A 13,176-nucleotide genomic window follows, 5' to 3' on the forward strand; every position below is an offset into this window, starting at 1 on the left:
CAACACCTATTTCAGTAAATATCTAATTAGGTCGGTATTAATCAAAGACCTCAATTCATACACTAACAGAAACTCATGGACGCATCGAGTCACGTTAGTGTTATGTGTTTGAGAATAAAAACCAATCACTCATGCGGTACCTTGACTCAACATCCACAACGCAAGAATGATAAAAATTCCGCCCATGAATTTATGTTGATACGTTCTGAATTTCACGTTATTGATTAGCGACTTTCCAAGTGTTCCTACTAACGCTACCAAGATTAAGTTAAACAATAAACCAAGAACGTTAAGCAATAAACCAAGTACCAACATTTGCTCACCAGAGGTAGCTGCAATATTAGTTGAAACAAACTGTGGTAAAAACATCACAAAGAAGACTAACGCTTTAGGGTTTAGCAAATTGCTGACTAGGGCGCGTTGATAAAACGTGGTCGCCATTGTCGAACCTTGTTGTAGTTCTGGTGCTTCATCTGCTTCTGCTCGAATACAATCCCAACCCATTTTTAATAAGTAGGCACCACCAACGAGATGTAATGCTTTCAAGGCAATAGGGCTCATCGCAATCAATGCAGATACGCCTAAAGCTGCAAGCATGGTTAAAATAATACCCGAGGTCGCATTACCTAAGCTGGCAAATAAACCTACTTTACGACCGTAGCTCATGCTTGAGCTTGCAATCAACAGCATATCCGGACCAGGTAATAAAAGTAGGGCGATAACAGCAGTTAAGTAAACCGGAAGAATAGTAATATCAATCATTATTTTATTTTGAATTATAAATCAGGAGGCGGATTTTATAGTAGAGAGAGGGTAAGATCCATGATTAAAAAGTCGCCTAGTAATATAAAATCGATATATTAAAAAATATAGATATTTTTGTTAATAACATTAACTTGTTCGATAATGCGTAATGTTGTACAAAGAAATGAGAGGGCTTACTATATACTTTAGTTAATAGGGGTAAATTTCACTCAATGAAGAGTAATTAATGGATATAAATATAACTGCACAGCCTTGCTCTAATTCTCGTCTTTTTTGGCAAGGAACGTTAGCGATGATCCCACTTAGCATCGCAGTATTACCATGGGGTTTATTAGCCGGTTCATTTGCAATTGATGTTGGTCTTACTCCTTTTGAAGGTCAGGCTCTTTCTGCGATTTTATTTGCAGGGTCAGCACAATTAGTTGCGATGGGAATGATCAAAACAGGCGCAGGGTTAGCGACTATGTTACTGACTACGTTTTTCATAACGTCACGGCATTTCTTATATAGCGTATCAATGAGAGATAAAATTAGCCCTTTACCGTTTCGTTGGCGTTTATCTCTTGGCTTTTTACTAACCGATGAATTGTTTGCTGTATGTGGACATCAATCAGAAAAACAATTTAATCGTTGGTACGCATTAGGTGCAGGGTTCAGTTTCTATTTCTTTTGGAATGCCGCAACCTTAGCTGGGATTATTGCGGGTCGTTATATACCTTCATTGAATGGACTTGGGCTAGAGTTTGCGGTAGCAGCGACTTTTATTGCCATTGTTGTACCTACCATTAAAAATAGCCCAGTATTGGTATCAATGATTAGTGCTTTACTCTTATCTGTCACACTGACGTATTTTTCAGTTGAAGGCAGTTTAATGATAGCGAGTATTGGCGGTATGGTTGCAGGGTATTTAACAGAGACATTAAGAGGTAAAAGAGGATGATTTTTATATCAATTCTAGCAATGACGGCGTTAGTATTTTTAAGTCGCTACTTGTTTTTAGAGCCTAAATTGCCCCTTAGATTAAATGCTCAAACTCAGAGATTATTAAGCTATTCAAGCCCCGCAGTTTTAACTGCAATCTGGGCTCCGATTGTATTTATGCCTGACAATGAATTATCGCTCTCTGGGTCGAACCCTTATTTGTGGGCAGCATTAATTGCAGCCCTGATTGCATGGAAAACAAAGAATGTACTACTGACGACGATTATCAGCATGATCGTATTCTTAGTGCTTAACTTATGGGTATTTTCAGCAGTATAAGACTAAAGAGTTGGGTGGTGTTATCTTGCTACCCACTCAGCTTCAATCAGTGTTTTTCCATCTAGTTTTAAGCGACTAAGAAAAATATCATCCATATGAATTTCACCAACGCCTTGAGGTGTACCAGTCATGATGACATCACCGTCATACAATTGGGTATAGGATTTTAAATCAGCAAGGATTGTTTCTGGTGAGTAAATCATCTGGCTAACTTGGCCACATTGAACTCTCATGCTGTTAATAAAGAGCTCGATTTTCAGTTGATTAATGTCGATACCATCAATAGGGATGAAACGGCTAAATACTGCTGAGCCATCAAATGCTTTTGCTCGTTCCCAAGGAAGCCCTTTGCTTTTTAGTTCAGACTGTAAATCTCGTTTGGTTAAATCAAACCCAATAGCCACGGCAGATAGCTGTTCTTTTTCAATTAGAAAACAGATCTCTACTTCATAATGTAGGCGCTCTTGGTGAAAAGCAGAAAGTGTAGAAGTAATACATGAATTTGGTTTATTAAATACCACCATTTGCTCAGGGATCGTATTATTTAACTCATTAATATGGGCAACGTAATTACGGCCAATACATAATAATTTAGATGGAGTAATTAATTTTTCTCCAAAACGAACCGAATTCATTTTCCTATCCTTGGTTTATAAATATGCAATGCAGAGTGTACCTGAACTCCTCTTTTTTCAAACGAACTCTGTTGAGTTTTTAGTCAAAAATAAGATCTCTAGCTCAACTACGAATAGGATCATATCGATAATTATGGTGATTCGTTGTACTGTTAATGAGATAAGTCAGTTAGAATGGCATCATCTCTTTGTATTTATGGAACTGACAATGATCAATTGGATTCACCCCCCTAAAAATTCGGATGTGGCTAAACTGGTCGATTGTTATTGGTTTTTAGAAAGACCAGAAGAGACAGACAGCAACCCATTTCCTAAATTAAATCCAGAACCTGCAGCTCATTTGATCCTTACTGCTCCAGATCAAGCTTACCAATATGATATTGAGTCTGATCGATTAAAGGGAAAGGGCAGTCATTGGTTATACCCGTACAGTAAGACATTGCAGATGGATCACTCGCATGGATTTGCGATCATAGGGATTAAATTTCATGTTGGTGCGTTGTACTTATTAAATCAAGAACCACAACAATCAGTAGCAGATACGATTGTGTCAGTAGATTTAAATTTGCTATTCGAAACTGAAGAGATAAATGAAATAGGTCTGATTGAGCTAGCCAAACAAGATCCTCAAAGGCTTTGTGCTAAGTTAGATGAGATATTGTTACCATGGCTATCTAGAGTAAAAGAAGATAAACATTACACCCTTACAAAGAAAGCGCTTCCTTTATTGGTGGATACACCGATAGCTCAATTAGGGGAGTTATTGCATTGCTCACAAAGAACGTTAGAGCGAAGTTTTGTTCGGGTTACTGGGTTTACTTTAAAACAATGTCAGTCAATGAATCGATTGGAAGCGTTAATTACGTATCTGTATCAGCGAGAGGAAACTGATATTGATTGGTTAACAGTTGCGTACGAATTTGGTTTTAGTGATCAGCCACATTTGATCCGTTATTTAAAAAGTACTTTGGGAGTTACCCCTGGGGAGTACGCAAAGCAACGAGATCTTACGATTGATATTTATGGTGGAATTGAATAACCATTATAGTAAGAATATGAAGCTAATGACTCAAAGAATAAGTCACTAGCTTTAGTATCTAAGTTGATGAGTTTAAAAATCAAACTGAACAATACGATGTGAAGAAGTAAGACCGGCACGAGTAATGGCTTTTTGTGAGGCAATATTTGTTTTCTCAGTTGAACACATGGCGGTTAATCCTTTACTGTTTGCTAAAGCAATCAAGTAAGTGAGTATTTGAGTCGCAATGCCTTGACCACGTTCAGATTCAGCAACAACCATTCCCAAGTCAGCATACTCTGTTTGATGCTCGTCAAACAAACGACATTCACCAGCAGCCAGTAACTCATTATTCTTCCAGTAGCCAAATAACTCTTGGCGACTAATTAGGTTTGCATAATACCCAGTAACCCATTCCTCAGGAGCACCTATATTGGCTTTTGCAAATTCAACAAATTCAGATAATTGATCAATTGTGGCTGACATCATTGGTAAATAAGTATCTTGTTTAACTGAATTTGAAATTTGTTGGAACATCAATGCATTTACTTGACTATTCGCAGCATGATCAAGACAGAAGGATAAGTATTTGGTTTCAGCCGTGCTACAAAAAGCGCCTTTAACTTCGCCACATGGAGAGGTTTCTTTGTTAAGAATAGCTGCAAAAGTTGATGAAGAATCAGAATAATACTTTGGTTTCATATAGTACTGTAATAAATAGCCATCGGCATTGATGCAACAAAAACCAATCAGATTATCTTCATTATAGAGCCCGAAATGAGTGGCCATAGGTACAAATCCGCATAACCACATACCATCTAACGGAGCGATTGCTTGCTCAATATACTTTGCTTTTAATTCGCTTAATTCTTCTAGTTGTTCAATTTTTATTATATTAATCATTCTTTTTGCCTGTAAATCGGTAGATGAGACAGCGCATTAGCTATCACTACCTGTTTATTATGTTGAATTATTTCTTGGTAGGGATTATAGGCAAAAGTAAAAAAAGAAGATTGAATAAAAGCGACAGTTTGATCAAAAAAACCGCACCACCTAAAATGCTCACAAAATAGGGTAGTGCGGTTTTAATTTTTTATCCTACACATCAGCCATTGAGGTGGACGTATATAATGGTATCCGATTAACGGATGATCATTTGCTCACGCTCAGGACCAACAGACACCATACTTACTGGAACGCCCATCAGTTCTTCAATACGTAATACATACGCTTGAGCTGCTTTTGGTAGGCTTTCAAAAGTACGACAACCAGTGATGTCTTCTTGCCATGCTTCCATGTTTTCGTAAACAGGGCTTAGTGCTGAAGTTTGAGGCCAGATTGGGTTCTCAGTGTGTTCGCCAGCGTAAGACGTACAGATTTTAAGATCCGCCATGCCACTTAAGCAGTCAATTTTTGTTAGTGCGATTTCAGTTGCTGCTTGTAGCTCAACACCGTTGCGCGTTGCTACTGCATCAAAGTAACCCATATCACGTGGACGACCTGTTACTGCGCCATATTCGTTAGCCGCTTCACGGAAGTTATCTTGTTCTTCCATTGCAGTAACTAGCGTACCTGTACCTACCGATGAGCTGAATGATTTAGCAACTGCAATAATACGTTCAGGACGTAAAGCCGGTAAACCACTGCCGATACCTGCATAAGCTGCTGTTACGTTTGAAGACGTAGTCCATGGGTATTCACCGTAAACTAAATCACGACCAGCGCCTAATTGTGCTTCAAACAATAAGTTTGCATCGTTCTTCTGCATTACTTTTAAAGGCTCAGTCACGTTACAGATGAATTTACGCCAAGGTGCCGTTACTTCTAGTAGCCATTCTGTCATTTCTTCTGCTGTTTGGCTGAAATCACAAGTAGGATATAGAGCGTTAAGTTGTGGCATTTTCCAATCAAGCATGAATTGAATACGTTCAAGCAATACTTCAGGTTGCATTAACCAACCCACAAGGATGCCTTTTTTCATTACACGATCACCATACGCAGGAGCAATGCCTTGACGAGTTGAACCGTAAGCACCGTCACCTAAACGTAATTCTTCAAGTGTATCTTCAAGCGCATGAATAGGAAGGCAAAGCGTAGCACGGTCAGAAATGTGCATTTTTACTTCAATGCCTGCCGCTTTAACTTCTGCGATTTCTTCGCTTAATGCCGCAGGGCTAATTACCATGCCAGGGCCAAGAACCGCTGTACAATCTGGGTTAAAAATACCGCTTGGAAGTTGGTGTAACTTAAAGGTACCAAAGTCATTTACTACAGTATGACCGGCGTTATTACCGCCTTGAAAACGAATACTTGCAGACGCATCAGCAGCAAGAAAATCAACGATACGGCCTTTACCTTCATCGCCCCAATTAGCACCAACAACAACAATAGACGGCATAACACAAACTCCTAAATGATTAAGACGCTATGCTAATCCCAATAAGGCAATATGAGAAATTAATTATAATTATCGACTTGATAAGAAATCCATATATCATATTGAGTGAAATGTATTCAAAAAGAGAGTATAGGAATGCTTGATCTTCATTGGCTTAAAACGTTTGTGACATTAGCTGAGTTAAAACACTTTGGTAAAACCGCGACGGTGTTACACATGACACAACCTAATGTTAGTTTACACATCAAGCAGTTAGAGAGTGCGACGCGGGTGAAGCTAATCGAGAGGAATCCATTTCATTTAACTGAAGCAGGGGTTCGGCTACTTGAAACCAGCCAAAATACATTAATGGCACTGCAAGTTTGCCAAGCGGATTTAAATGCGATTAATGATCTAAGCCGCGGAACATTAACCATTGCCGCTAGCGATATAATTTCTCGCTTATTATTGATCGGGCCATTTCAATTATTTAAACAAGAGTTCCCAGGGATCGATTTTTCTTTGTTAAATACAACCTCTTCACAAGCGTCTGAATTAGTGAAAAGTGCAGAAGCTGATTTAGGATTTGTTATTGCACAAAAAGAGAGTCAGCCACTGCATTTTACTGAGCTTCAGCAAATAAAATGGTGTGCATTAGGTGATAATTTAGAGCTATGGCAGCAGGCAAAAAAGAACACATCTATTGAACTGGATGAAGAACCAACACTGATACTGCTAGGGCATGATACACGAACACGCGACTTACTAGATTTGGCATTACCTTCATTGAATTTACCTAAATATCGTATTATGGAGGTAGGTAGTGTAGATGCTCAAATTGATTGGGCAGAAGCGAGCTTTGGTGTTGCGATTGTTCCTGAATTTTCGATTTACATGAAACAAAACTTAAAGACAAAGGTAACCCCTTTACCTAAATTTCCAACCACAAGCTTAGGTTATGTTGTACGTCAAAATCAGGTGTTATCCAAAGCCATAAAACAACTACTAAAATGGGTTGATGAAGAAATTATTCGCTCTCAAAAATAGGTGAATTTTATATTCTAACTTTTGTTATGAGAGTCTTACTCTGTCAGGGCTTAACGTAATATTCGTGCTACTAAAAATGAAGTTAGAGGCGTCTATGTTTTAAAAAATGAACGGAAAGTACATTGACATCATCAATTAAAGGGACTAAAAGTGTAACTAAAGATTAATGAGTAAGTGATTGACCATGTTATTAATTACTCATTAATTAAGGCCGAATTTTTTAAATTCGACAGTTTATATTCTTAATTGTTTATTCAATTCAATGGAGCTAAAACGTATGCCTCTTCATTCTAAAGATACAGTCAGAGATGATCTCCTTGACGATGTTTATTCGTCAGCTGACCTTTCGTTATCTATGCCAAAATATAAAATGCCTGAACAAGAACATGACCCTCGTCATGCCTACCAAGTCATTCATGATGAACTCATGATGGATGGTAATTCTCGACAGAACTTAGCTACATTTTGCCAAACTTGGGTTGAAGATGAAGTCCATAAATTAATGGATGAGTGCATCGATAAGAATATGATCGATAAGGATGAATATCCTCAAACTGCAGAGCTTGAATCACGTTGTGTTCATATGCTAGCCGATTTGTGGAACTCTCCAGATGCAGAAAATACGTTAGGTTGTTCTACTACGGGCTCAAGTGAAGCGACAATGCTTGGCGGAATGGCCTTAAAATGGGCTTGGCGCGAAAAAATGAAAAAGCTTGGCAAACCAATAGACAAACCAAATATGATTTGTGGTCCTGTTCAAGTGTGCTGGCATAAATTTGCGCGTTATTGGGATATTGAATTACGTGAGATCCCAATGGAAGGCGACCGTTTAATCATGACGCCTGAAGAGGTGATTAAACGTTGTGATGAAAACACGATTGGTGTTGTTCCAACATTGGGTGTGACGTTTACTTGTCAATATGAACCAGTAAAAGCGGTACATGAAGCGCTAGATAAACTTCAAGAAGAAACGGGATTAGACATCTCAATGCACATTGATGCGGCGAGTGGTGGTTTCTTGGCTCCATTCTGCGATCCTGACTTAGAGTGGGATTTCCGTTTACCTCGAGTTAAATCAATTAATGCGTCAGGCCATAAATTTGGCTTGAGCCCACTCGGTGTGGGCTGGGTTATTTGGCGTGATGCGTCAGCCTTACATGAAGATCTGATTTTCAATGTGAATTACTTAGGTGGCAACATGCCGACTTTCGCGTTGAACTTCTCTCGTCCTGGCGGCCAAATTGTAGCGCAATACTACAACTTCCTACGTTTAGGCAAAGAAGGGTATCGTAAGATCCACCAAGCGTGTTACGACACGGCTGTTTATTTATCATCTGAAATTGAAAAACTGGGTATGTTTGAGATTATCTATGATGGTAAAGGTGGTATTCCTGCAATGAGTTGGTCATTGAAGGAAGGCGTTGATCCCGGTTTTAACTTGTTTGATCTATCGGACCGAATTCGTTCTCGCGGCTGGCAAATTGCTGCTTATGCAATGCCACCAAAACGAGAAGATTTAGTGATTATGCGTATATTAGTTCGTCATGGCTTCAGTCGAGATCAGGCTGATTTATTGGTTGCTGACTTAAAACATTGTGTTGAGTTTTTTGCTAAGCATCCTATCTCTCATGGTAGTGATGAGTTGGAATCATCTGGCTTTAATCACGGTTAATATCTTTTTGGGCCACTTTTCTAGTGGCCCATTACTCCCCATTCGTTTCAATTAATATTTATATGAAATTGATGTTAATTGAAACCTAGTTTGTCTTTATTCTGTATGGAAAATAATTATGAATATTGAACAATTAAGTAATGCCTTACGCTGGATAAAATCTCAACGCCGGACTTTCTTACTTACTTTATTACTTGTTTTATTCTCTAGCCGTCTTATGGCTGCTGAATCTGTCGAAGTTTTAGCACAACATGAAGCGTCTGGATTATTTGGTTTTCTGTTTACGTATATCGCCCACAATCCTTTTGTGTTTCTTTTTTTAAGTATTGCCATTGGCTATCCGTTAGGAAAAGTAATAATTAAAGGCATCAATTTAGGCTCAACAGCAGGCACTCTGGTTGTTGGTGTTGGTATTGCTTTAACTGCTTTTTTTGTTTATGGCTTACATATAAATGCACCGGGATTGGTGTCTGATATATTCTTAATGATGTTTATGTACGCTATTGGTATGAAGGTTGGCCCTCAATTTTTCTCTGGCTTAGCAAGAGGTGGGTTGGATTTTGTTGTTATTGGTCTTATCGTCGTGTTTAGTAATTTTATTATCGTGTTCTTTGGCGCTAAATTATTAGATTTGGCACCGGGTTATGCTGCAGGGATTATTTCAGGTAGTTACACGGTAACGGCAGTGATGGGCGTAGCTCAATCAGCAATTAACTCTGGGGCGGTTAAAGCGCCTGATGGAATGACGCTTGATCAAATCAGTGCCAATATCGCCGCAGGTTATGCCATTAGTTATATTCTCTCTAGTGTCTTCATTATATTACTTATTAAATATTTACCAGCGATGTTTGGTGTTGATCCAGTAAAAGCAGGTAAAGATGCTGAAGCCGATTTTGGTGCGGGTGGTGATACAGAAGCATTACCGAGTACCAATGGGTTTTCAAATTTAGGCGTTCTTCCACTAGACATTAGAGCTTATCGTGTTGATCACCAAGAATTGGTCGGTCAGAGTGTAGATGCGTTATTTCATCGCTATCCTCATGCTGCGATTCTTAAGGTGATTCGTGGTGATGAAGTCATTGATTCTTCTGATAACCCACAACTACAACTTGGGGATATTATCGGGATCCGAGGTGATTATCACGTTTTAATCGAAGGCGGAGAATCGACTGTCGGCGTAGAAGTGGATGAACCAAGAGCGCGTAATGTAGACATAGAAGTAGCTGATATTCATTTAGGTAAATCAGCCTATACAGGCAAAAGTATCGAAGACATGAGTAAAGAAGTCGGCTTTGGTATCTATATGAAAGCCTTGTTTAGACAGGGACATCAGCTTCCTATGTTACCTCAAACAGTGGTGGAGGTTGGGGATGTTATTCGTGTTGCAGGCTCTGACTGGTGTGTAAAACAGGCTGCGAAAAAACTGAACAGTAATCCGATTGTTGAGAGCACGCTGACAGAAACCTTCTATCTAGCGCTTTCTTTATTGATTGGTTATGTCTGTGGTCACCTGAGTGTGACTTTAGGTGGGATCCCATTTGCATTGGGAACATCAGCAGGTTGTATGTTGACGGGGATTGTATTTTCATTCTTACGAACTCGTAATCCAGCCTTTGGTGGGCCAATGAGTGAAGGAGCGCGTAGCTTTTTGCAAGATATTGGTTTGAGCTTGTTTGTTGCGGTATTAGCAGCGACGGTAGGGCCAAAAATCTTGGCTTCATTCCAAGGTATTGTGGTAATTAAAATTGCCGGTTTAGGGTTAGTTGCGGCTTTATTACCTCCATTATTAGCTTGGATTTATGGTTTGTATTTCAGAAAAATGAACCCTGCAATTCTCGCTGGTGCTTGTGCGGGAGGGCGAAATAGTACCCCTGCAATGAAAGGGGCTCAGGATGAGTGTCAAAGTGATATGCCTGCGGTAGGTTATCCGGTTCCTTATGCACTCACGTCTATGATAGTGCTCGTTCTTGGCTATCTAACGATGGTGTTGTACTAAGCTCATTATCTATAACAAAAAAGCCATTATGATGAAGATCAGAATGGCTTTATATTGTTCTTTTTCTCTTTTTCTTAGGTCTTTTTTTATCGAGTATTTTAGTTAGTAATTCCCTTTGCGGATCGGAAAGTGGGAATCTGTCCATTAACTGGTTTTGTACACTTAAAAGTAACGTCTTTTCCCATGGTTTAAACACATCAAACTCAAGTAATATCGCATCATTTATTCTGATGAAAAATTCATAGTCGTTCATAGGACTCCTTACTTATTAAAGGAACCATAACATAGATGGATCTTAAATATCGAGTTATGAAGGAGGTTTCTTTATCCACGAGAGGAATAACCTCATTATTTATAGAAAGCCCATTTATTTCCCCGAGTTTTATAGCGATATGTCATAATAGAAAGACATAATTACTCTGTCGGAAATGGTCAAATATGATGGGTGAACATTATTCGATTAGTAAAAATAGCTTTGATGTTTTTCGTTTTTCAAAAAGAGAAGTCGACAAAATTGCGTTAGTTACTGAAGGCGGTGGCCAAAGAGGGGTGTTTACTGCTGGAGTACTAGATAGTTTCTTGCAAGCGAACTTTAACCCATTTGATTTATTGATTGGTACCTCTGCCGGATCGCTTAATTTAGCGTCTTATATCTGTGGTCATAAAGGACACGCTTATCGAATTATCGATCAAGTTACTCGAAGTCCTGATTTCTTTAAACTATCCCGCTTTTTATTGACTGGCGAAGGGATGGATTTAGATTGGTTAATTGATAAAACAGAATCTGATATTCCACTTAATTGGAAGGTTGGGGAAGAACACCTCAATGCCAAACAAGTTCTTGCTGTTGCGGCTCATGCAACCAACTTTGAAACCAAGTATTTTGATCTTTCAACCAGTAACTGGAAAGATATTCTTCGTGCATCTTGCGCTATTCCTGCGTTACATAAACAGCCCGTTATAATGGAAGAAAAGCGCTGGCTTGATGGTGGTTTAACCACGCCAATCCCAGTGCAAGCGGCGTACGATCGAGGTTTTCGTCATATTGTTGTTATTCGTACCGTACCTGTCGATTTTACCGAAAATCATGATTGGTTAATTTCTCTTGCTAAAATGACAAAAAATAGCACGTTGGATCATATGGCCGCGATGCTTGTAACCCATGAAGAGAATTATCGTAAGACTCAAGCGTTTTTAGCTAACCCGCCAGATGATGTCATCATTTATGAAATTTCACCAAATAGAAGTCTTCAATCTAAGGTGCTTGGTAGCACAAAAAAACAATTAGATGCGGATTATCATCATGGGAAAGACGTCGGTAAATTATTCCTTGAAACAATTGCAGCAAAATTGAATTTAGCGCATTTATCACAAGAACGTTTTTTAGTGAGAACTCGTGAAGCGCACTTTATCGATGAAGCAAAGCAACAAGAATATAAGGTTAAAATTGACGCTATTTGGAATAATAAAAAGTGTGGTGAAGTCTTAGGTGTAGAGCGTATTCCATTAAAGTGGATTAATGTTAATCCTAACGATAAAAAACAAACACTAGTTATTGTGAATGGCCGTAATGAAAGTTATTGGAAATATAAAGAAGCGATTCTTGAATTAAGTCAGTATTTTAATCTTTATGCTTATGACCATCGTGGCCAAGGTGAATCGGGGCGAATGACACAAGATCATGAGTTGGGACATGTGGATGATTTTCATGATTACGTTATGGATCTTTATATTTTTATGGAGAGAGTAGTGAGGCCTAATCTGAAGGGAGAGTGTTTTATGCTGTCTCACTCAATGGGTGCAGCGGTAATGACTCAATATTTATCAACTTTTGATCATCCAGTAAAGGCATCAGCAGCAACCTCTCCTATGTTTGGTGTATATATTTCGGGTAGGGGGCATGGCTTTAAAAAACAAACGCTAAATCTACTTGATGTGTTAGCAAGTAAGCCAAATTATGCGTTAGGCCAAAGCCATTTTAAAAAGGTGCAATACAAGGATAATGTGTTAACTCATAGTGAAGTGAGATATCAGTTATTCCTTGATCTGTTTTTAGATAAGCCACATTTAAGATTGGGTGGGCCAAGCACACACTGGATAACTGAATCGATTAAAGCAGGTAAAAAATGCATTGCGAACGCGCATAAAGTAAAAATCCCAATACTGATCCTACAAGCTGGGGATGATTTGGTTGTGAGTAATGTTGCACAAGCTGAATTCCATGAGAGGTGCCATACAAGTCATTTAGAACCAATTGCCGGTGCTTATCATGACATGTTAATTGAGAAAGATACTTACCGAGATATAGCGATTAATAAGTTACTGGATTTCTATACCAGTGATTATCGATACTATTAAGTTTTTCTGGTTGCAATAGAGTTTATCAGCAATTTAAAAAGCAATAAA

12 protein-coding genes are annotated in these 13,176 nt (G+C 38.8%); 7 read left to right on the forward strand and 5 right to left on the reverse strand.

Annotated features, from left to right (window positions below):
• Window positions 1–129: 129 nt before the first annotated feature.
• Window positions 130–762 (reverse strand): LysE family translocator, encoded by a 633-nt coding sequence (locus tag BTO22_RS04765; RefSeq protein ID WP_105054499.1) that lies wholly within the window; start codon window positions 760–762, stop codon window positions 130–132.
• A 229-nt stretch (window positions 763–991) separates the two neighbouring features.
• Between BTO22_RS04765 and BTO22_RS04770 the strand changes: the two genes are divergently transcribed.
• Together BTO22_RS04770 and BTO22_RS04775 are read left to right on the forward strand one after the other, a co-directional pair.
• Window positions 992–1,705: an AzlC family ABC transporter permease gene (locus tag BTO22_RS04770; RefSeq protein ID WP_105054500.1), complete on the forward strand. Its 714-nt coding sequence runs from the start codon at window positions 992–994 to the stop codon at window positions 1,703–1,705.
• Window positions 1,702–2,025 (forward strand): AzlD domain-containing protein, encoded by a 324-nt coding sequence (locus tag BTO22_RS04775; protein ID WP_105054501.1) that lies wholly within the window; start codon window positions 1,702–1,704, stop codon window positions 2,023–2,025. Before BTO22_RS04770 ends, BTO22_RS04775 begins: the two co-directional genes overlap by 4 nt.
• A 20-nt stretch (window positions 2,026–2,045) precedes the next feature.
• Here the strand turns inward: BTO22_RS04775 and BTO22_RS04780 are convergent, their stop codons facing one another.
• The gene (locus tag BTO22_RS04780) at window positions 2,046–2,660 is read right to left on the reverse strand and encodes a fumarylacetoacetate hydrolase family protein (RefSeq protein WP_105054502.1); all 615 of its coding nucleotides are present in this window, start codon (window positions 2,658–2,660) and stop codon (window positions 2,046–2,048) included.
• Between the two features lie 208 nt (window positions 2,661–2,868).
• Here BTO22_RS04780 and BTO22_RS04785 point away from each other — a divergent pair, with 208 nt between their 5' ends.
• On the forward strand, window positions 2,869–3,699 hold the full coding sequence (locus tag BTO22_RS04785) for a helix-turn-helix domain-containing protein (RefSeq protein ID WP_105054503.1): 831 nt from the start codon (window positions 2,869–2,871) through the stop codon (window positions 3,697–3,699).
• Window positions 3,700–3,771: 72 nt separating this feature from the next.
• On the opposite strand, the gene BTO22_RS04790 is transcribed toward BTO22_RS04785, so the two are convergent.
• Complete coding sequence (locus BTO22_RS04790; protein WP_105054504.1) at window positions 3,772–4,581, reverse strand: GNAT family N-acetyltransferase; 810 nt, start codon at window positions 4,579–4,581, stop codon at window positions 3,772–3,774.
• A gap of 238 nt (window positions 4,582–4,819) precedes the next feature.
• The gene (locus BTO22_RS04795; RefSeq protein WP_105054505.1) at window positions 4,820–6,076 is read right to left on the reverse strand and encodes an adenylosuccinate synthetase; all 1,257 of its coding nucleotides are present in this window, start codon (window positions 6,074–6,076) and stop codon (window positions 4,820–4,822) included.
• Window positions 6,077–6,211: 135 nt separating this feature from the next.
• Between BTO22_RS04795 and BTO22_RS04800 the strand changes: the two genes are divergently transcribed.
• The 3 genes from BTO22_RS04800 to BTO22_RS04810 all read left to right on the forward strand — a co-directional run bounded on the left by BTO22_RS04800 (window position 6,212) and on the right by BTO22_RS04810 (window position 10,770).
• The gene (locus BTO22_RS04800) at window positions 6,212–7,102 is read left to right on the forward strand and encodes a LysR family transcriptional regulator (protein ID WP_105054506.1); all 891 of its coding nucleotides are present in this window, start codon (window positions 6,212–6,214) and stop codon (window positions 7,100–7,102) included.
• A 277-nt stretch (window positions 7,103–7,379) separates the two neighbouring features.
• Window positions 7,380–8,774: a glutamate decarboxylase gene (locus BTO22_RS04805; protein ID WP_105054507.1), complete on the forward strand. Its 1,395-nt coding sequence runs from the start codon at window positions 7,380–7,382 to the stop codon at window positions 8,772–8,774.
• Window positions 8,775–8,892: 118 nt separating this feature from the next.
• Window positions 8,893–10,770 (forward strand): aspartate:alanine exchanger family transporter, encoded by a 1,878-nt coding sequence (locus tag BTO22_RS04810; RefSeq protein ID WP_105054508.1) that lies wholly within the window; start codon window positions 8,893–8,895, stop codon window positions 10,768–10,770.
• A 49-nt stretch (window positions 10,771–10,819) separates the two neighbouring features.
• On the opposite strand, the gene BTO22_RS04815 is transcribed toward BTO22_RS04810, so the two are convergent.
• Window positions 10,820–11,023: a hypothetical protein gene (locus tag BTO22_RS04815; protein ID WP_105054509.1), complete on the reverse strand. Its 204-nt coding sequence runs from the start codon at window positions 11,021–11,023 to the stop codon at window positions 10,820–10,822.
• A 185-nt stretch (window positions 11,024–11,208) separates the two neighbouring features.
• On the opposite strand from BTO22_RS04815, the gene BTO22_RS04820 reads away from it, so the two are divergent.
• The gene (locus BTO22_RS04820; RefSeq protein ID WP_258132447.1) at window positions 11,209–13,128 is read left to right on the forward strand and encodes an alpha/beta fold hydrolase; all 1,920 of its coding nucleotides are present in this window, start codon (window positions 11,209–11,211) and stop codon (window positions 13,126–13,128) included.
• Window positions 13,129–13,176: the final 48 nt, after the last annotated feature.

Origin of the sequence: Aliivibrio sifiae (genome assembly GCF_002954705.1) — a bacterium.
Taxonomy (GTDB): domain Bacteria; phylum Pseudomonadota; class Gammaproteobacteria; order Enterobacterales; family Vibrionaceae; genus Aliivibrio; species Aliivibrio sifiae_A.